At 65.9% G+C, this 19,232-nt stretch carries 15 protein-coding genes; 7 read left to right on the top strand and 8 right to left on the bottom strand.

Annotation, left to right across the window (positions count from 1 at the left end; all coding sequences use genetic code 11):
- Positions 1-92 precede the first annotated feature (92 nt).
- From KU887_RS34490 to KU887_RS34500, 3 genes are all read left to right on the top strand, one after another.
- Complete coding sequence (locus KU887_RS34490; protein WP_034203790.1) at positions 93-1,058, top strand: GlxA family transcriptional regulator; 966 nt, start codon at positions 93-95, stop codon at positions 1,056-1,058.
- Between the two features lie 287 nt (positions 1,059-1,345).
- Entirely contained in the window at positions 1,346-1,657 is a 312-nt protein-coding gene (locus KU887_RS34495) for a DUF4148 domain-containing protein (RefSeq protein WP_034203791.1), read from the top strand.
- A 285-nt stretch (positions 1,658-1,942) separates the two neighbouring features.
- Positions 1,943-2,656 (top strand): dienelactone hydrolase family protein, encoded by a 714-nt coding sequence (locus KU887_RS34500; RefSeq protein WP_006483507.1) that lies wholly within the window; start codon positions 1,943-1,945, stop codon positions 2,654-2,656.
- Between the two features lie 134 nt (positions 2,657-2,790).
- On the opposite strand, the gene KU887_RS34505 is transcribed toward KU887_RS34500, so the two are convergent.
- The 4 genes from KU887_RS34505 to KU887_RS34520 all read right to left on the bottom strand — a co-directional run bounded on the left by KU887_RS34505 (position 2,791) and on the right by KU887_RS34520 (position 9,847).
- Positions 2,791-4,293: an efflux transporter outer membrane subunit gene (locus tag KU887_RS34505; protein WP_034203792.1), complete on the bottom strand. Its 1,503-nt coding sequence runs from the start codon at positions 4,291-4,293 to the stop codon at positions 2,791-2,793.
- Positions 4,294-4,295: 2 nt separating this feature from the next.
- A complete protein-coding gene (locus KU887_RS34510; protein WP_006497829.1) occupies positions 4,296-7,487 on the bottom strand; it encodes an efflux RND transporter permease subunit in 3,192 nt (1,063 codons plus the stop codon).
- 15 nt (positions 7,488-7,502) lie between these two features.
- On the bottom strand, positions 7,503-8,741 hold the full coding sequence (locus KU887_RS34515; protein WP_258258679.1) for an efflux RND transporter periplasmic adaptor subunit: 1,239 nt from the start codon (positions 8,739-8,741) through the stop codon (positions 7,503-7,505).
- A 224-nt stretch (positions 8,742-8,965) separates the two neighbouring features.
- The gene (locus KU887_RS34520; RefSeq protein ID WP_034203794.1) at positions 8,966-9,847 is read right to left on the bottom strand and encodes a LysR family transcriptional regulator; all 882 of its coding nucleotides are present in this window, start codon (positions 9,845-9,847) and stop codon (positions 8,966-8,968) included.
- A gap of 576 nt (positions 9,848-10,423) precedes the next feature.
- On the opposite strand from KU887_RS34520, the gene KU887_RS34525 reads away from it, so the two are divergent.
- Complete coding sequence (locus KU887_RS34525; RefSeq protein ID WP_034203795.1) at positions 10,424-11,407, top strand: AraC family transcriptional regulator; 984 nt, start codon at positions 10,424-10,426, stop codon at positions 11,405-11,407.
- A gap of 61 nt (positions 11,408-11,468) precedes the next feature.
- Here the strand turns inward: KU887_RS34525 and KU887_RS34530 are convergent, their stop codons facing one another.
- From KU887_RS34530 to KU887_RS34540, 3 genes are all read right to left on the bottom strand, one after another.
- Positions 11,469-12,440, bottom strand: a complete 972-nt coding sequence (locus KU887_RS34530) for an aliphatic sulfonate ABC transporter substrate-binding protein (RefSeq protein WP_034203796.1) — start codon at positions 12,438-12,440, stop codon at positions 11,469-11,471.
- A gap of 280 nt (positions 12,441-12,720) precedes the next feature.
- Positions 12,721-13,671, bottom strand: a complete 951-nt coding sequence (locus tag KU887_RS34535) for a LysR family transcriptional regulator (RefSeq protein WP_012493826.1) — start codon at positions 13,669-13,671, stop codon at positions 12,721-12,723.
- Positions 13,672-13,975: 304 nt separating this feature from the next.
- Positions 13,976-15,274, bottom strand: a complete 1,299-nt coding sequence (locus KU887_RS34540; protein ID WP_124675027.1) for an adenylosuccinate synthase — start codon at positions 15,272-15,274, stop codon at positions 13,976-13,978.
- Positions 15,275-15,414: 140 nt separating this feature from the next.
- Between KU887_RS34540 and gcvA the strand changes: the two genes are divergently transcribed.
- Entirely contained in the window at positions 15,415-16,320 is a 906-nt protein-coding gene (gene gcvA / locus KU887_RS34545; protein ID WP_006489079.1) for a transcriptional regulator GcvA, read from the top strand.
- Positions 16,321-16,472: 152 nt separating this feature from the next.
- Here gcvA and KU887_RS34550 read toward each other — a convergent pair whose 3' ends face one another.
- On the bottom strand, positions 16,473-16,841 hold the full coding sequence (locus KU887_RS34550; protein ID WP_006489073.1) for a hypothetical protein: 369 nt from the start codon (positions 16,839-16,841) through the stop codon (positions 16,473-16,475).
- 140 nt (positions 16,842-16,981) lie between these two features.
- On the opposite strand from KU887_RS34550, the gene KU887_RS34555 reads away from it, so the two are divergent.
- Together KU887_RS34555 and KU887_RS34560 are read left to right on the top strand one after the other, a co-directional pair.
- Positions 16,982-17,137, top strand: coding sequence for a hypothetical protein (locus tag KU887_RS34555; protein ID WP_162470861.1), 156 nt, complete (start codon positions 16,982-16,984; stop codon positions 17,135-17,137).
- A 1,734-nt stretch (positions 17,138-18,871) separates the two neighbouring features.
- Positions 18,872-19,126 carry a hypothetical protein gene (locus tag KU887_RS34560; RefSeq protein ID WP_124550877.1) on the top strand — a complete coding sequence of 85 codons (255 nt, stop codon included), beginning with the start codon at positions 18,872-18,874 and terminating at the stop codon, positions 19,124-19,126.
- Positions 19,127-19,232 lie beyond the last annotated feature (106 nt).

The following is a 19,232-nucleotide window of genomic DNA, read 5'->3' on the forward strand; positions in this document are numbered from 1 at the left end:
ATTTCGCGCGACGAACGGACATGGCGCCTGCGCGGCGAAGAAAGCGCTCCTATACTGCTGCGCATCACGTTCGATACGACACGCAATCGATCATGCCGAAGGTCGTGGGTATTTTCGCCGTTCCGGGCGTTCAACTGCTCGACGTCTCCGCGCCGCTCGACGTGTTCGCGCAAGCGAACGCCGAGTGCGGCAAGCCGTTCTACACGTTGCGGATCATCGCGAGCGGGCCCGGGCCGATCCGCAGTGCGTCCGGCGCACGGCTGCTGCCCGACTGGATCGCGCCCGACATTCCGGAGCGCGTCGACACGCTGCTGGTCGCCGGCGCGCCGCACGCCGGCCAGATCGTGCTGCGCACCAACGTCCTCGCGTGGTTGCGCTCGGCGGCCGTGCAAAGCAGGCGCTACGGCTCGATCTGCACCGGCGCGTTCATCCTCGCGGCCACCGGCCTGCTGAAAGGGCGCCACCTGACCACGCACTGGGCCGCCGCCGATGCATTCGCGCAGGCGTATCCGTCCGTCACCGTCGACGCCGACGCGCTGTACGTGCGCGACGGCAAGCTGCGCACCGGCGCCGGCGTCACGGCCGGGCTCGATCTCGCGCTCGCGCTGGTCGAGGAGGATCTGGGCCGCGAGATCGCGCGGCGCGTCGCCGCGCAGCTGGTGATGTTCTTCAAGCGCCCGGGCGGGCAGCTCCAGTTCAGCCGCACGGGCGAGGCGCGCCCCGCCGGGCGTTCGGTCCTGCAGGAAGTCCAGCGCTGGATCGCCGCCCATCCGGAACTCGAACATTCGGTGGCCGGGATGGCGAAGCATGCGGGCATGAGCCCGCGCCATTTCGCGCGACTGTTCCGCGCGGAAGTCGGCATGACGCCGGCCGCATGGGTCGAGGCGACCCGCATCTCGGCCGCTCGTCGGCTACTCGAGAACGGCCACGACACGCCGAAGCAGGTCGCCGCGAAATGCGGCTTCGCAAACGTCGATACGCTCAGGCGAGCGTTCACCCGGCATGTCGGCATCACGCCGGCCGAATACCGGAAACGGCAGGCGACCCTCGCTGCGTGATGCGGAGCGCGCGACGCTGACGGCCTCGGCAAAATAATTCGGAATGCGATTCACCCGCTCATTCCGTTGCTGCGCCCATCGACCCTATCGTGCTCCGCAGGCCAAGCCGCGCCTCGCCGACATGCCCTCAATCGTCAGACGAAATCGCATGCCGCGCGAATCGTTTACCCAGTTGCAATAATGATTCGCTGCAACACGTATTTCCGACCGGTAACGCGATCGTTACGATGCAATCAACCGCTGAACGCCACGAGCGAAGCGCGAAATCAACAGAACCGGAGGTCACCATGAAGTCGTTCATCACCGCTGTCGTCGCCGCAACTGCCCTGTCCGCATCGTACGGCGCATTCGCCCAATCGAACCCGTCGGGCCAGCTGACGCGGGCCCAGGTGCGTGCGGAACTCGTCCAGCTCGAACAGGCCGGCTACAAGCCCGAAGTGTCCGATCAGTATTACCCGCGGGCGCTGCAGATCGCCCAGGCTCGCGTGACGAACGCCGATGAAACCGGCTACGGCGCGCAAGCAGCCGCCGGTGCACGCGCCGGCCGCGCGATCGCGGTCAAGCAGGAAGGCCGCGACTCGATCTATTTCGGCCAGTAAGCCGGATACGCGCCGGCGCATTCCGGCGTATTCCCGACGTATTTCGATACGCACGTCGTACGCGCCACACCCCGCTCCCGTTCATCGGGGCGGGGTGTTTGCTTTTCGGTCTCCGCTCCCGCCGCCGGTCATGCGCCGCGCTGCGCCGTTCACGCAAGCGTCCGGTGTTTGCGCATAGAATGGCCGCGTGGTCGGCGTCGGCCAGAACGCATGCGAGCGGTATCACGACGCCCGCTGGCCGGCCCGATGTCGCACTCGGCGCATTTTTCGAAAAGGAGCGGTTTCATGTCTCAAACATCCGGTTCCATGATCACGTTTCGCCGTCCGGACGGCCAGGAACTGCAGGGCTATCTCGCCACGCCGGCACAAACCGAAGGCGCGCCCGCGGTCGTCGTCATCCAGGAATGGTGGGGGCTGAACGACCAGATCCGCGGCGTCGCGGATCGCCTCGCGCGCTGCGGCTACTTCGCGCTCGTGCCCGACCTGTATCGCGGCAAGTCGACGGTCGAGGAGGAAGAAGCGCACCACCTGATGACCGGCCTCGATTTCGGCGACGCCGCGTCGCAGGACATTCCCGGCGCGGTCGCGCACCTGAAGACGCTGGCGCCGCGTGTCGCGGTGACGGGCTTCTGCATGGGCGGCGCCCTGACGCTGCTGTCGCTGCAGTACGCCGACGCGGACGCCGGCGTCATGTGGTACGGCCTTCCGCCGCTCGACTACATCGATCCGGCCAAGCTGAAGGTGCCGCTGATGGGGCACTGGGGGACGCAGGATGCGTTCTTTACGATCGACCAGGTCGACGCACTGGAAAAGAAGCTGACCGATGCGAAGGTCGGTTTCGAATTCCATCGCTATCTCGCGCACCATGCGTTCGCGAACGAAACGGCGGTCGGTCCCGGCCGCATCGCCGGCACGCAGTTCGATCCGGTGTGGTCGGAAATGGCGTGGGATCGCACGCTCACGTTCTTCGGCCGGACGCTGTGGACCAAGCAGGCGTAACGTAACGCTGCTCACCGCACGCACGACGGTATGAAGGAAAACGCCACGGACTTGCGTCCGTGGCGTTTTCGTTTTCACAGCCGGTCGGGTCGGCGGACAGACTTGGCCTGGAAGCTCCCGCCGTGCCGTCGCGCCTATCCGTTCGTCGCTGGCTGGTAATCGACCGGGGCATCCGGCGCGCGCGGCGTCTCGCCGGCGCGCTGGATCCACCCGCCGCCCAGTGCGCGGTACAGGTCGACCAGATTCGTCCAGCGTGCCAGACGTGCGCTGATCAGCGACTGCTGCGCGGCGTACAGATCCGTCTGCGCGGTCAGCACCGACAGATAGCTGTCGACACCGTTCTTGTAGCGCAGGTCCGACAGATCGAAGCGTCGCTGCTGCGCGTGCTCGTTGCGCTCGAGCGCCGCGATCTGCTGGTCGTACGTGCCGCGTGCGGCCAGACCATCCGACACTTCGCGGAACGCCGACTGGATCGCCTTCTCGTAGTTCGCGATCTCGATGCGCTTCTGCACGTTCGCGAGATCGAGGTTCGCGATGTTCTGCCCGCCTTCGAAGATCGGCAGCGCGATGCTCGGCGCGAACGACCACGCCGCCGTGCCGGCCTTGAACAGGCCGCCCAGCGTCGGGCTCGCGGTGCCGAACGCGCCCGTCAGCGAAATCTTCGGGAAGAACGCCGCGCGCGCCGCGCCGATGTTCGCATTCGCGGCCAGCAGCGTCTGCTCGGCCTGCATCACGTCAGGACGACGCGTCAGCAGGTCCGACGGCAACCCGGCCGGCACGTCCGTCAGCAGGTTCTGCGCATCGAGCGGCATGCCCGCCGGCAGATCGTCCGGCAGCGGCTCGCCGATCAGCAGCACCAGCGCGTTCAGCGCCTGCGCGCGGGCTCGCGCCTGCGCCTGCTGGTTCGCGAGCGCCGTCTCGACCACCGTCTGCGCCTGACGCAGCTCGAGCTCGGAGCCCGTGCCGTTGTCGAACTGCAGCTTGGTCAGGTCGTACGATGCCTGCGCGGTCTTCAGCGTGTCCTCCGTGACCTTCAGCAGATCATCGGTCGACAGCAGCGTCAGGTATTGATCCGCGACCTGCGACACCAGCGAGATCTCGGACGCCTGCCGCGCGTACGACGTCGACAGGTATTGCGCGAGCGCCTGGTCCTTCAGGCTCTGCACGCGGCCGAACAGGTCGAGTTCCCATGACGCGGACAGCCCGACGTTGTAGGTCGTCGTGATGTTCCGGCCCGGCACGGCCGTCAGCGAATTCGGCAAACGCTGACGGTTGCCCGTACCCGTACCGTCGAGCGTCGGGAACAGCCCCGCACGCGTGATCTGGTACTGCGCACGCGCGGCCTCGATATTGAGCACCGATACGCGCAGGTCTCGGTTGTTTTTCAGCGCGATCTCGATCAGCCGCTGCAGGCGCGGATCGACGAAGAATTCGCGCCAGCCGATGGCAGTCGCCGCCTGGCCATTCGCGCTGCGCGCGCCGGCCGCGCCCGGCTGCGTCGCGTAGACGCCGCTGGCCGGGTACGCCTGCGCGACGGGTGCGTCGGGCCGCTTGTAGTGCGGCGCCATCGTGCAGCCCGTGGCAAAGAGCGCGGCAGCCAGTGCGACCGCGGTTGCAGTCAAAGCATGTTTTTGCATCGTTACTGCCCCTTCGAATCGTGTGCGTCGTCGTGACCGCGCTGCAGGTCGCCCTGCACGAGACGCCATGCGTCGTCGACGTTTTCCGTCTCGCCGCTGAAGATCGCGCGAACCCGCACGAAGAACATCGGGATCATGAAAATGGCGAGGAACGTCGCCGTGATCATCCCGCCGATCACGCCGGTGCCGATCGCATGCTGGCTCGCCGACCCCGCGCCGTTGCTGATCGCGAGCGGCAGCACGCCCAGCATGAACGCGAGCGACGTCATCAGGATCGGGCGCAGCCGCAGGCGCGCCGCCTCGATCGCCGCGCGCACCGGCCCCATGTTCCCGCCCGCCTGCAGCTCGCGCGCGAACTCGACGATCAGGATCGCGTTCTTCGCGGACAAGCCCACGGTGGTCAGCAGGCCGACCTGGAAGAACACGTCGTTCTCGAGGCCGCGCAGCATCGTCGCGAGCAGCGCGCCGACCACGCCGAGCGGCACAACCATGATCACCGAGAACGGGATCGACCAGCTTTCATACAGCGCCGCGAGACACAGGAAGACGACGAGGATCGAGATCGCGTACAGGATCGGCGCCTGCGAGCCGGACTGGATTTCCTGGAACGACAGGCCCGTCCACGAGTAGCCGATGCCTTCCGGCAGCTTGCTCGCGAGCGCTTCCATCGCGGCCATCGCCTGGCCGGTCGATTTGCCTTCCGCGGCCTGCCCCTGGATTTCGATCGACGACACCCCGTTGTAACGCTCGAGCTTCGGCGAACCGTAGATCCAGTGGCCGGTCGAGAATGCGCTGAACGGCACCATCCCGCCCGCGCTGTTGCGCACGTACCAGATGTTCATGTCTTCCGGCGTCATCCGGAACGGCGCGTCCGACTGTACGTACACCTTCTTGATCCGGCCGTCGGTGTCGAGGAAGTTGTTCACGTACTGCGACGCCCATGCGATCGAGAACGTCTGGTCGATCGCCGCGGCCGTCACGCCGAGCGCATTCGCCTTCTCGCGGTCGATGTCGACCTTGTACTGCGGCGTATCGTTCAGGCCGTTCGGGCGCACCAGCGCGAGCGCCGGATCCTTCGCGGCCATCCCGAGCAACTGGCCGCGCGCGGCCATCAGCGCATCGTGGCCGAGACCGGCGTTGTCCGTCAGCTCGAAGTCGAAGCCGGCAGCCGTACCGAGTTCCGGAATCGACGGCGGGTTGAACGGAATCACCATCGCGTCCTTGTACGTCGAATAGTGCGCGAAGGTCCGGCCGATCAGCGCCTGCACCTTCTGGTCCGAACGCTGGCGATGCTCGTACGGTTTCAGCTTCACGAACACGAGGCCCGCGTTCTGGCCACGGCCCGCGAAGCTGAAGCCGTTGACCGTGAACACCGAGTCGACCACATCCTTCTCGGCGGTGGTCAGGTACGTGTTGATGTTGTCGAGCGTCTTGCCGGTCGTTTCCTGCGTGGAGCCGGACGGCGTCTGCACGATCATGAACATGTAGCCCTGATCCTCGTCGGGCAGGAACGACTTCGGCAGACGCGCGAACATCACGCCGACCGCGAGGAACACGGCGAGGTAGATCACGAGCCAGCGGCCCGAGCGCCGGATCACGTGGTTCACGCCGCTCGTGTAGCGATCGCGGCTGCGATCGAAAGTCCGGTTGAACCAGCCGAAGAAACCCTTCTTCTCTTCGTGATGCCCCTGCGGGATCGGCTTGAGGATCGTCGCGCACAGCGCCGGCGTCAGGACCAATGCGACCAGCACGGACAGCACCATCGCCGACACGATCGTCAGCGAGAACTGCCGATAGATCGCGCCGACCGAGCCGCCGGAGAACGCCACCGGCACGAACACCGCCGACAGCACGAGCGCCACGCCGACGAGTGCGCCGGTGATCTGGCTCATCGCCTTGCGGGTCGCCTCCTTCGGTGACAGCCCTTCTTCCGCCATCACGCGCTCGACGTTCTCGACCACCACGATCGCATCGTCGACCAGCAGGCCGATCGCGAGCACGAGGCCGAACATCGACAGCGTGTTGATCGAGAAACCGGCGAGGCCCATGATCGCGAACGTACCGAGCAGCACGACCGGCACCGCGATCGTCGGGATGATCGTCGCGCGCAGGTTCTGCAGGAACAGGTACATCACGAGGAACACCAGCACGATGCCCTCGATCAGCGTCTTGACCACTTCCTCGATCGACAGGCGCACGAACGGCGTCGTGTCGTACGGGTAGTGCACGACGAGACCGTGCGGGAAGTACTTCGACAGCTCGTCGATCTTGGCCCGCAGCGCGTTCGCGGTCGCCAGCGCGTTCGCGCCGGTCGCGAGCTGGATGCCGAGGCCGGCCGTCGGCTGCCCCATGTACTTCGTGTCGAACGTGTAGTTCTCCGAACCCAGCGCCGCGCGGCCGACGTCCTTCAGGCGGACCTGCGAGCCATCCTGGTTGACCTTCAGCAGGATGTTGCCGAACTGCTCGGGCGTGCGCAGCAGCGTCGATTCGGTGATCGTCGCCTGCAGCACGGTGCCCGGCTTCGCCGGCGTGCCGCCGATCTGGCCGCCCGCGATCTGCACGTTCTGCTGCGTGATCGCGGCCGTCACGTCGGTCGGCGTGAGGCTGTAGTTGGTCAGCTTGACGGGGTCGAGCCAGATCCGCATCGAGAACTGCGAACCGAGCAGCAGCGTCTGGCCGACGCCGTTCACGCGGCTCAGCGGATCGAGCACGTGCGAAGCCACGTAGTTCGTCAGGTCCTCCTTCGACATCCGGCCGTCCTCGGAGTTGAACGCGAACCACATCAGCCAGTTGCTGCTCGACTTCGTGACCTGCATGCCGAGCTGCTGCACGACCTGCGGCAGGTTCGGCGTCGCGAGCGACAGCTTGTTCTGCACCTGCACCTGTGCGACGTCCGGATTCGTGCCCGGCGAGAACGTCAGCGTGATCGTCGCGTTGCCCGAATCGTCGCTCGTCGACGACATGTACAGGAAGTTGTCGAGACCGCTCATCTGCTGCTCGATCACCTGCGTGACCGTGTCTTCCACCGTCTTCGCGGAAGCGCCCGGATAGTTCGCCTGGATCTGGATCGTCGGCGGTGCGATCGTCGGGTACTGCGCGATCGGCATCTTGAAGATCGATGCGACGCCGGCCAGCATCAGCACGATCGCGATCACCCACGCGAAGATCGGGCGATCGATAAAGAACTTGGCCATGAAACGGACTCCCTGTTATTGCGCGCTCGACGCGGCGGCCGAACTCGCTGCGGCGCTGGCCGCGGTAGTCGCCGGCGCGGCGCCGGCCGATGTGGCGGAGGCGGCGTCCGGCGCCGGGGCGAGCTGCGCGGGGACGGTCTTCACGGTCGCGCCCGGGCGCACCTTGTCGACGCCTTGCACGATCACGTGATCGCCCGCCTGCAGACCGCCTTCGACGATCCAGTTCTGGCCGTACGTGCCGGTCGTCGTCAACGGACGCATCTCGACCTTGTTGGCCGCGGTCACGACGAGTGCGATCGCCTGCCCCTTCTGGTCGTGCGTGACGCCGATCTGCGGCACCAGGAACGCGTTCTCGTTCACGCCTTCCTCGATCCGTGCACGCACGAACATGCCCGGCAACAGCACGCGATTCGGGTTCGGGAACACCGCGCGGATCGTCACCGAGCCGGTGGTCTGGTCGACCGTCACGTCCGAGAACTGCAGCTTGCCCGGCTCCGAATAGGTCTTGCCGTCTTCGAGAATCAACGACACCTTCGCCGCGCCCGGGCCGGTCGTCTTCAGACGACCGCTCTGCACGTCCTGCCGCAGCTTCAGCCCTTCGAGGCTCGACTGCGTGAGGTCGACGTACACCGGATCGAGCTGCTGCACGGTCGACATCAGCGTCGCCTGGCTCGCTTGCACGTAGGCGCCCGGCGTCACTTGCGAGATGCCGACGCGGCCGGTGATCGGCGACACGACATCCGTATAGCCGAGGTTGATCTGCGCGGTGTCGACCGCCGCCTTGCCGGCCGCGACGTCCGCCGCGGCCTGCCCTTGCGTGGCGACCGCGTTGTCGTAGTCCTGCTTGCTGACCGCGTTCGCGGCGACCAGCACCTTGTAGCGCGCGACCAGCGCGTTCTGCGTGGCGAGGTTCGCCTGCGCCTTCGCGAGCGTCGCCTTCGCGCTGTTCAGGGCCGCGATGTACGGCGCCGGATCGATCTTGTAGAGACGCTGGCCGGCCTTGACGTCGGTGCCTTCGGTGAATTCACGACGCAGCACGATGCCGTCGACCCGCGCACGCACCTGCGCGACGAGGAATGCACTGGTGCGGCCCGGCAGTTCGGTCACCGCCGGCACGGCTTGCGGCTGCACGGTGACGACGCCGACTTCCGGCGTTTGCGGCGGCGGCGCCGGTTCTTTTTTCCCGCACGCGGCCAGGAAAACGGCAGCCGTTGCGGCAGTGATTAAGCGGTATGGAACCCGTTCGACGCGCATGGAGCGACCTCTCACAATTAGACGACCTTCAATGGGAATCACCAGATCTCCTCATGGCCCTGACACGCGGCGGACCTGCAGCTTCCGGCCCACCGCGGATGCGGACGCGTGTTGCGGGTGTGCGTTGCACCCTGCGGAGCGTTCGTGCGCCGAACTGCTTCCGAAAAAGAACGGCGAGCCCGCGGCCCCGGCGGGCTCGCGTTGCCGTGGGATCAGCCGGCCCGCTAGCGCGCGGGCCGGAATGCGGTGCCCGCGAATTCGATGAACGCGCGCGCGGCGGCCGGCAGACGCGCGGCACGCGCATGCGCGAGCTTCAGCGTGACGGGCGCGAGCGGGCGGACCGGGGCCACGCGCACGAGCGTGCCGGCCGCCAGATCCGCATCGACGAGATACGCGGGCAGCACCGCCGCGCCCATGCCGGCGACGGCCAGCCGCCGCGCCATCTCGAGATGGCCGACGCCCGTATTGCCGGACGCCGCACCGGATCGAATCGCGGCCGCCGGGTCGTCGTCGGCCGCGGGCAACTCCAGCCGCACGGCCGCGAGTTCCGGCCAGTCGCCCGACGCAGCGGCGCCGCCGTGCGCGGCGACATAGCCCGGCGCCGCGACGCGCACGGTTTCGTATGCAGCCAGCGTATGCAACGCGTGCGCGCCGGACACCGGCATGCCATCCGTCAGAAACGCGACGTCGATGTCCTCGGCAGTCAGGTCGACGTGGGCATCGGTCAGCGTCACCGTCGGCCGCACGTCCGGAAACCGGTGCACGAAGCGATCGAGCAGCGCGCTCAACTGGCTGAGCCCGAACGCGACCGGCGCGGCCACGCGCAATACGCCTTCCGGCTTGCTGCCCATCGCGACGAAACGACCGTCGATCTCGTCGATCGCACCGAGAATCCGCTCGACGCGCGCGAGATACAGCTCGCCGATCTCCGTCAGCGACTGGTGGCTCGTGCTGCGTTGAAGCAGGCGCGCACCGAGGCGCGTCTCGAGCGCATCGACCAGCCGGCTCGCCATCGCCGTCGACACGCGCAGCCGCGTCGCGGCCCGGCGAAATCCGCCTTCCCTTGCCACCGTCACGAATGCCCGAATCGATTGAAGTTGGTCCATTTGTCCGGATTCCCCTGCGCGAACGACTGCCCGTCTGCCTGCACCCCGACGCCGCACCGCCACCCGCCCGCATCGGCCCGGCCAATGCGGCGGCGCCGACGCCGGCTCCGCCGGGTCGGTCGGCACGCTCGCGACGGGCGCAAACCAGCCTCGGCAAGCCCGATGCACGATCGTTCAGTAGCAGTCCTGAGTCTTTTCCCGCGATGCGCGGCGGCGACGCGCGCGGCAAGGCCGGCGGCGGCCGCGCATCACGCGGACGGTGTTGCCCGCATCATCCGGGCACGCTGAAACCGCATTTCCTTCAGCAGGTGCAATGGTAGGGAAACCGCCGGAAAATGGCTTGCCCGATCCTGCGATTGTTTTGCCTTAATTTCCGAATTTGTGCGCTGCACACGATGCCACGACGGGCGATGCGTCCGCCGCCATGCAGGTCCGGATGATCGGGCTAATTTCGGACAGGTTTAGGCAATCCGGCGCACGCAACTGGCCGTACGATGTGACCGCCGTGCGTGCAGCTCGACAGGGAATCGCCGCCGCGCGCATGGCATCGCTCACTCCGCCAACCGCTCACGCAACATGGAAATCGACGCTCGAACGCCACCGCACCCGCGCACCCCGCCGGATCACGACGCACGATCGCGAGCCGGCGCACCCGCCGCGGCCCGGCTGGCGACGCTGATCGCCGCCTATGCACCGCACGACGGCATGTTCGACCTTCCGCTGCGCGGCATGCGCATCGCGCGCGCTTCCGTGCCGCCGCCGCAATGGAACCACGGCGTGCACCACGCGTGCCTGAGCATCGTCGGGCAAGGCGCGAAGTCGATGCGGGTCGGCGACGATACCTACACGATCGACGAATCGCGGATGCTGGTCGCAACGGCCGACCTGCCGGTGACCGGCCGCGTGACGCGTGCGCGCCCGGCCGAGCCGTTCCTGTACGCGCAACTCGAACTCGATCCTGCGCGCATCGCGGCGCTCACGCCGGTCGTCTTCCCGCGCGGACTGCCGAAAGCCGTCGACTGCCGCGCACTCGACACGCACGACGCGACGCCGGAAATCGTCGACGCCATCGCGCGGCTGATGCAACTGATGGCGCAACCGGACGACCTCGACCTGATCGCGCCGCTGATCGTCGACGAAATCCTCATCCGGCTGCTGCGCGGCCCGTCGGGCGCGCGCGTCGCGCAGATCGGCGACGCCGGTTCGACGACCCAGCGCATCTCGCGCGCCGTCGCATGGATTCGCGATCACTACCTCGATCCGATGGTGGTCGACTCGCTCGCGCGGCAGGTGGAGATGAGCCCGTCGACGTTCCACCATCACTTCCGGGCGGTCACGTCGATGAGCCCGTTGCAATGCCAGAAGGTGCTGCGACTGCAGGAGGCGCGCCATCTGATGTGCCTGTCGGCGATGGATGCGCGGCAGGCGTGTCGCAGCGTCGGCTATGTGAGCGCGTCGCAGTTCAGCCGCGAATACGCACGGCTGTTCGGCGACGCGCCGGGCCGCGACGTCGCGAGGCTGCGCGGGGAAGCGGTGCCGCTGTCGCGCGTTGCACCATGAAGGAATATCGGGGGCGACAAAGCGACTCGTCACCCACCCGATCGCAGGAGCGGTTAGACCCTCACGCGAGCGACGGCGGCGCTGCCACGCTGACGTCGACGCGTTTCGGCAGGATGCCGGCCTGGTAGAACACATCCGCGATGCGCTGCTGGTACGCGAGCGTGTCGCGGGTGACGGGCTCGACACCGAAGCGTGCGCGGCGAAACGCGAGCGCCACGGCCGGCTCCGGAATCCCCCAGAGCTTCGAGAATTCGGCCGCGCCCTGCGCGCGGTTCGCATCGAGCCAGCGCTGGACCGTCGTCAGTTCCGACACGACCGCGTCGAGCACGTCGGCATTGCGCTGCGCGTACGTGCGCGACGCGAAGTAGTAACTGCGGTTCTCGACCAGCCCCGTGCCATCCGCGACGATGCGCGCGCCGAATGCCTGCTGGACCACCGCGAGAAACGGGTCCCAGATGATCCACGCATCGACCGAGCGGTTCTCGAATGCCGCCCGCGCATCGGACGGCGACAGCCACACCGGCGTGACGTCGGCATAGCCGAGCTTCGCGGCCTGCAGCAGCCGGACCAGCAGGAAGTGCGTGTTCGATCCCTTCACCAGCGCGATGCGCTTGCCGCGCAGGTCGGCAAAGGCCTTGACCGGCGAGTCCTTCGCGACGACCACCGCTTCGGTTGTCGGACCGGCCGGCGTCTGCGCGTAGTAGACAAGCGGCGCACCGGCCGCGAGCGCGAAGATCGGCGGCGCTTCGCCGACATCGCCGAAATCGATCGATCCCGCGTTCAGCGCCTCGAGTTGCGGTGGCCCCGACGGGAACTCGGTCCACGTGACGTTCACGCCGAGTGTCGCGAGCTTGCCTTGCAGCGTGCCGCGTGCCTTCAGCAGGCTGAGCGGCCCTTTCTGATAACCGATGCGCAACGTACGCGTGCCGGCCGCGCCGGCTAGCGCAAGACCCGGGTGGGCGGCGGCGCCTGCCGCGAGTGCCAGGCCGGCATGAAGCAGCCGGCGGCGGATACTGGAGTGTCGATCTGCCATGTCGTTTCGGGTTCGATGAAGAAGGCGCGGCCGGAGCGCGCGCATGCGATGAAGCAGGTCGAACCGATTCTAAAAGGGGGCCGCTGCGCGCCGAACCAACGATGTTCGATATCGAAAGCAAGCGTTTTCATAAGGGCAATGCCGATGGCACGGGCATCGTTGTCAGGAACGGTCCGCGCACGTGCGTTCGCCGCCCGCCTTTAATACAGGACTACCAATTATTTTTATCGAACAGAGAGACAGTGCGCGGTACTCACGTACCGACCATGCGTGAATCAGTTCAGGAATGACGGGCGGCGCAACAGGCGTTCAACGCGGCCTCGTCGGCGGCCAGCATCTCCGGCACGCATTCCCGCAGGAAATCGACGAACGTGCGGATCTTCGCATCGAGATACTGACGCGACGCATACAACGTATAGACCGTCAGCTTCTGCAACCGGTAATCGGGCAGCACGCGCACCAGCGCACCGCTCGCGAGCGCGGGCAGCGCAGCCGACATCGGCAGCGAGCCGATCCCGAGCCCCGCGCGCAGCGCGGCGCCGAGCGCATCGGCGATGTTGACCTGGAAATCCGGCAGCGGCAGCTCGAACGTTTCTCGACCGTTCGGACCGTCGAGATGCCAGCGGTCGCGCGGAAAGAGCGGCGTGACGATCTGCAGGCACGCGTGCCCGGCGAGGTCGCTCACCGTGCGCGGCGTGCCGCGCGCCTTCAGATACGCAGGCGACGCGCACAGCACGCTGCCCACGTCGCCGAGCCGCTGCGATACCAGCCCGGAATCGGGCAGCTCCGTCGTGCTCAATTGGAGCGATACGTCGTAGCCTTCGTCGATGATGTCGGGCACGTGCTGCGACAGCGTCAGCTCGACCGCGACCGACGGATAGCGTTCGCGGTAGCGCACAACCGCGGGCACCACGTAGGACTGGCCGAAACTCGTCGTCGCGTGCACGTGCAGCCGCCCGGACGGCTTCGCCTGTGCATCGGCCGCCTCGGCTTCCGCTTCGTCGATATAGCCGAGGATGCGCTGGCAGCGGTCGAGATAGCGCTGCCCGGCGTCGGTCAGCGCGATGCGGCGCGTGCTGCGGTTGAGCAGGCGCGTGCGCAGATGCGTTTCGAGTTGCGCGACCGAGCGCGATGCGTAGGCCGTCGTGATGTCCAGACGTTGGGCCGCGCTCGTGAAGCTGCCCTCCTCCGCGACCCGGACGAAAATGCGCATCATCTGTAACGTATCCATCGACCTGTCCCCGGGATTGTCACGTCGCGCCGCCGTGCCGACAGGGTGCCGGCGGCGCCGGCACACGCCGGTCCGGCGCGAATTGTGCGGAACAGTACAGCAGCGTTGCAGACGTGTCCAGTTCGCCGTACGCGGCGTGATCCGGATGCCGAATCGTGCTGCCGAGCAGCCCGCCGCGCGGGATCCGGGCCGGGCGCACATACGTATCGAACGTACCGGCACGCCGACAGCATCGGCCGGCAAAAACTACCCGCCGACCGGCATGCCGCCGGCCCGTCGATCGACGCCCTTCGCGCCTCGCGCGTTACGCGGCGCCCGCCGCATCGAACGGATTGCGCAATACGATCGTGTCGTCGCGCTCCGCGCCGGTCGTGATCATCGAAACCGGCGCGCCCGCCACGGTTTCGATGCGCGCGATGAAATCTCGCGCCGCGCGCGGCAGCGCCGCTCGCTCGCGTACGCCCTTCACGGAGCCTTGCCAGCCGTCGAATCGTTCATAGACCGGCTTCGCGCGCGACTGCGCATCGAGGCTCGCGGGCAAATGGTCGACGCGCGCGCCGTCGAATTCGTATCCGACGCACAGCTCGATCGACTCGAAGCCGTCGAGCACGTCGAGCTTGGTGAGCGCGAGCGAATCGATGCCCGAGATCCTGACGGCCTGGCGCAGTTGCGCGGCATCGAGCCATCCACAGCGCCGCGGCCGGCCGGTGTTGACGCCGAATTCCTGTCCACGCGCGCGCAGCGTTTCGCCGGTGGCGTCGGTCAATTCGGTGAGGAACGGGCCACCGCCGACCCGCGTCGCATACGCCTTCGTGACACCCAGCACGTGGCCGAGCTTCGCCGCACCGAGCCCGGTGCCGGCCGCCGCGGCCGATGCCACGGTGCCAGACGACGTCACGAACGGGTACGTGCCCCAGTCGATGTCCAGCATCACGGCCTGCGAGCCTTCGAACAGAATGCGCTCGCCGCGATCGGTCGCGTCGTTGAGGTCGGCCCAGACCGGACGCACGAACGGCAGGATCTTCGGTGCGAGCGCAACCAGCGTTGCCAGCATCGCGTCGCGATCGTACGCGTCGAGCCCCAGGCCGCGGAACCATGCATTGTGATGGTCGACGAGCACGTCGAGCTTGGCCGCGAGCCCGCCCGGTTCCGCGAGATCGCCGACACGCAGCCCGCGACGGCCGACCTTGTCCTCGTAGGCCGGCCCGATGCCGCGCAGCGTGGTGCCGATGGGCTCGCGGCGCAACCGCTCCTGCGCCTCGTCGATCGCGCGGTGAATCGGCAGTACCAGCGTCGCGTTCTCGGCGATCGACAGGTTGTCCGGCGTCACCGACAACCCGAGCTCGGCCATCCGCCCGATTTCCGCGAGCAGCGCTTCGGGGTCGAGCGCCACCCCGTTGCCGATCACGCCGCGCTTGCCGCGCACGATGCCGCTCGGCAGCAGCGCGAGCTTGTACGTGTTGCCGCCGACGACCAGCGTGTGGCCCGCGTTGTGCCCGCCGTTGTAGCGTGCGACGAGATCGGCCTGTGCCGCCAGCCAGTCCACGACGCGCCCCTTGCCTTCGTCACCCCATTGGGCGCCCACGACCACCACGTTCGGCATGCTCCGTACTCCATGTGAGAAATTCAGACACTCGTTCGGCCGCATGGGCCGTTTGTATGCCATATTGACGGAGCCGGATCACCCGATCAAACGATTAAACCTGAACCATCGTGTGATGAAATCTCACACGAAACGATGCCATGGCCCGACGTCTCCCTCCGTTGAATTCGCTGCGCGCGTTCGAAGCCGCCGCGCGCCTCGGCAGCTTCACGCTGGCCGCCGACGAGCTGTGCGTGACGCACGGCGCGATCAGCCGGCACGTGCAGCAACTGGAAGCGTGGCTCGGGCGACCGCTGTTCGAACGCCACAACCGGCGCGTGGAACTGACCGCGGCCGGGCGCGCGTACCTCGCCGAGGTCGGCGCCTCGTTCGACCGGATCGCGCTCGCCACCGCGCAGCACTTCGGCCACGCGCAGCAGCGCGTGTTGCGCGTCAGCGCGCCCGCGACGTTCTCGCTGCGCTGGCTCGTCCCGAAGCTGTCGTCGTTCCAGGTCGCGCATCCGGCCATCGAGGTGCGGCTGTCGACGTCGAACGAGCCGATCGAAAAGCTGCGCGACAAGGTCGACCTGATCGTGCGCGGCGGCCCGCAGGCCATCGACGGGTACGTCGCGGAGGAATTCCTGTCCGAAGTCCGGCTGCCGGTGTGTGCGCCGAAGTTGCTGGAGGGCCGGTCGCTGGATACGCCTGCCGATCTCGCCCGCTTCACGTTGCTGCACGCGGCGACCTATCCGGGCATGTGGCCGGAATGGCTCGCGGCGGCCGGGCATCCGAATCTCGTCCCGCGACACTCGCTCACGCTCGAGCATTTCTACCTGACGCTGCAAGGCGCGCTCGACGGGCTCGGCGTCGCGATGGGGCCGATCGCGCTCGTCGCCGACGACATCGCCGAAGGCCGGCTCGTGCAGCCGTTCAGCGAACCGGCGCTGCCGCCGTGGCGCTACTTCACGTATGTGGCATCCGCGCGGGCGGACGACGACGCCGTACGTGCGTTCAAGGACTGGTTGAAGGTGACGGGAAGCGCGACTGCGTCGGGCGGGCGGGATTGACGCTTCGGCATGCCGGCCACGCGCCTTCAAACCATGAAGGATTCCGAATCAAATGAGGTGAATGTCCGGAACGTGTTCGCCTGTGCGCATCGCTTGATCGCAATGCAAACGGCAAGCCGCGGATCGAACCGTGGCTTGCCGCCGGACCACGCTTACTGGCTTGCTGCGGCGCCGGCCTTCTTCTCCGCGTTCTGCAGGTTCTGCGGATAGTTCGGATCATTGGCCGCCGGCTTGTAACCGGCGTCTTCGAGTTTCTTCAGCTCGGCGGTGTTCTTCGCACGCGCGGCCTTGCGTTCGGCTTTGCGTTTGGCCCGGGCCGCCTTGCGCGCTTCGCTCTTCGCGGCCTTTGCGTCCTGTGCAGCCGCCGCAGCCGGTGCGCTGGCGGCGTCGGTCTGCGCGAACGCCGGAACGGCCGAGCCGAACAGGAAAGCGGCTGCCGTAGCAGCCAGCGTGAGTTTTCTGATCTGGATTCGCATCGCTGAACTCTCTTTTTTGATGACCATCACGGTTTGAAAAACCATCGAGATACCGCCCCTGCCCTGACCGGTCGTCATGTCGCGATCAGGACCTGTGCATCATAACCGTGTCGCAAAAAATATGGCGCCATCGTGCAACGGCATTGGGGATACACGTATGGGAGACGACGTGGCTCGTGCGTTCGATGACGGGCGCAGTCGTACCGGACACGACGCGCGGCGTCGATGGCTGTTTCATGGGTGGTGATATCGATACGCTCATGCGCGACGTGATGATCGTCGCGCTCGCACGATCACCGCAGCAACAGTCGGTCCGTGCGTTACGTCGTCGTTCGATGTAGCTCGAGCGACGGTTCCTCCCATAAACGACCACGATTCGGTTCTTCGGCGATCGAGACGGTTACGTTGCGCCGTTGCGGTGTTCGGTCATTGATTCGGCAGGTTTCGCGACACTGTGATGCCGAAGGTTACCCGTGGACGACCGGCAGGTCTGACGAAAAAGGTGAGTGCCGTGCGAGCGGTGAAAACGCCGGCCTGGTCGGTCTCACGGATGTGCTGAACCCGGCATGAGGAGCAACGCTCGTCTGATGGATGCGCACATCACCGTGGTCACATGCTCGTCCCCGTGACGATACTTGCCGACGCACCAGGCATCACACATGGACGCCACCCGTTGTTGTTTGCTCCCATCGACGGTTCCCTATCTGAACGAAGCTGCTACCTGCACAGCTTGCTTATACCTGTGCTCCACCTGATCGGTGAGCTTTTACGGGATCCAGTGTTTTTGAAAAGGTGAGGATGTTCGGGAGCATCGGCAGAATCGGGTGCGGTGAGCGTCGGATCCGGCGACATCTTCACGTTGCCTCGCAGCGATGTCGATGAATGCCTGAATGCCGTCAAGATCGGCGCGGCGGTCCGGCCCTCTGTGCGGTGGCCTTTCGGCATGAGGTTGCTTTCGGGCCGTTGTACGAATTTCTCGTTGCCGGTGACGGGCACAGCATGACGACTCCCGATCGTGGCTACAAAGGTAGAAAAACGGACGGGACATGAGGATGGAAAACAGCCCGGCGCGGATACCTGCTTGCACAGTCCACAGGCTAAATTTGGCGAGCAGCGTCACCGGCGATCGGCAAAAACTTGTCCACAGACGAGGCAGCGCGAGTACAAAAAACCACTCGCCGGCAGCCCGGGATGATTTCGAACTGCTGTGGAGGAAACCGACGGGATCCGTTCCGCTGGTCAATCACAGGCATCGCAGGGGCCGCGAGCCACGTTTCTGCGTCCCATAAACGGGAACCTCTACGCCGAATCCGGGGATTTCCTCCCATAAGTTTCTACGTTTCGGTGTTTGTGAGTGGGCACTCACCTCTTCGGGATGCCTTGTCAGGCTTGGAGCCATCAGAAACCAGTGTGGGCAGACAGGGCGGAGTCGGCCTGAATCGAGAGATCCGGGGCTTCGTCTCCCACAGATGACTCCCATTGGTAGCGGTTTATGGGGTTCGTCTTTCTGTGCAAGCACACGTGTGTTTACATCTTTGGTAAACCACGTTTACTTCTTTAACTACTTTTAGACGGCTCACAGCCTTATCTGGCAAGGCTTTGAGCGGTGTTCGGTACCCATTTATGGGAGCACAGGTGGAAGGGCTTGGGGTTTCAGGTCTGTGGATTTGGGGTTTGGGGTACCACGCTGTGGGGAATCAGGGTTGTGGATATGGGGCGAGCGTATCCGGTTATGGGAAATCGGCCGGAAATTGCGTTAGGTAGTCGTCTATGGGAACGCATGAAGGTAGCCTTTTATGGGCGACTTTTCTCGATCGGAAGTTCGTTGCGTGCACAGTGATTTTCTTTGGGTAGCCGGTTATGGGGAATCAAGAAGGTAGCCGGTTATGGGAGCCGGACTGAATCGATTCGTTGTCCTTTCCCTCGCGCACCCCGTAGCGCTTTCCCATAGACAGGACCGGTGTCATCGACAGGTTACCTTTTATGGGGAAAGCGAATGGTTGCCGTTTATGGGAGCGATTTCTACGCTCGGGACGGCAAGCAATACGTTTGACGGTGCTGACAGGTACCCTCCTATGGGAATCGACGAAGGTAGCAAGTTATGGGAGAAAACGGCGGTTGTGCTGCAAGGCACCACGAATCCTCCCGACCATCCCGATTCCGCGCGTTTGCCCCCATGGATGGGTACCTTCGTGGTGGCAAATCTTGTGCCGGGTTTGCGTGGTCGCCCAGGAAAGGTAGCGGCTTTTGGGAGGCCTTTTTGGCAAAAGGTAGACGGATATGGGGCCTCGCGCAAATCGATGAACCAGAATTTTTCCTTTCATATCTGATGGTTAGCTCAGATAGTGAAAGTGATGCTGGAGCACGGACGTTGCTCCGCCGCGCGAAAAGGTATAAAGTCCGCTCTCAATAAGGCAACCTTACCCGGACACCACG

The sequence above is a fragment of the Burkholderia sp. EMB26 genome (assembly GCF_024730645.1).
In the GTDB taxonomy this organism is placed as follows: Bacteria; Pseudomonadota; Gammaproteobacteria; order Burkholderiales; family Burkholderiaceae; genus Burkholderia; species Burkholderia cenocepacia.

Excerpts from the sequence above, each read along its gene's own strand:
- KU887_RS34505 (WP_034203792.1), bottom strand. The coding sequence starts at position 4,293 with ATGCAAAAACATGCTTTGACTGCAACCGCGGTCGCACTGGCTGCCGCG.
- KU887_RS34555 (WP_162470861.1), top strand. The coding sequence starts at position 16,982 with ATGACGGGCGCAGTCGTACCGGACACGACGCGCGGCGTCGATGGCTGT.
- KU887_RS34550 (WP_006489073.1), bottom strand. The coding sequence starts at position 16,841 with ATGGTTTTTCAAACCGTGATGGTCATCAAAAAAGAGAGTTCAGCGATG.
- KU887_RS34535 (WP_012493826.1), bottom strand. The coding sequence starts at position 13,671 with ATGGATACGTTACAGATGATGCGCATTTTCGTCCGGGTCGCGGAGGAG.
- KU887_RS34500 (WP_006483507.1), top strand. The coding sequence starts at position 1,943 with ATGTCTCAAACATCCGGTTCCATGATCACGTTTCGCCGTCCGGACGGC.
- KU887_RS34495 (WP_034203791.1), top strand. The coding sequence starts at position 1,346 with ATGAAGTCGTTCATCACCGCTGTCGTCGCCGCAACTGCCCTGTCCGCA.
- KU887_RS34540 (WP_124675027.1), bottom strand. The coding sequence starts at position 15,274 with ATGCCGAACGTGGTGGTCGTGGGCGCCCAATGGGGTGACGAAGGCAAG.
- KU887_RS34530 (WP_034203796.1), bottom strand. The coding sequence starts at position 12,440 with ATGGCAGATCGACACTCCAGTATCCGCCGCCGGCTGCTTCATGCCGGC.
- KU887_RS34510 (WP_006497829.1), bottom strand. The coding sequence starts at position 7,487 with ATGGCCAAGTTCTTTATCGATCGCCCGATCTTCGCGTGGGTGATCGCG.
- gcvA (WP_006489079.1), top strand. The coding sequence starts at position 15,415 with ATGGCCCGACGTCTCCCTCCGTTGAATTCGCTGCGCGCGTTCGAAGCC.
- KU887_RS34520 (WP_034203794.1), bottom strand. The coding sequence starts at position 9,847 with ATGGACCAACTTCAATCGATTCGGGCATTCGTGACGGTGGCAAGGGAA.
- KU887_RS34525 (WP_034203795.1), top strand. The coding sequence starts at position 10,424 with ATGGAAATCGACGCTCGAACGCCACCGCACCCGCGCACCCCGCCGGAT.
- KU887_RS34560 (WP_124550877.1), top strand. The coding sequence starts at position 18,872 with ATGGGAATCGACGAAGGTAGCAAGTTATGGGAGAAAACGGCGGTTGTG.
- KU887_RS34490 (WP_034203790.1), top strand. The coding sequence starts at position 93 with ATGCCGAAGGTCGTGGGTATTTTCGCCGTTCCGGGCGTTCAACTGCTC.
- KU887_RS34515 (WP_258258679.1), bottom strand. The coding sequence starts at position 8,741 with ATGCGCGTCGAACGGGTTCCATACCGCTTAATCACTGCCGCAACGGCT.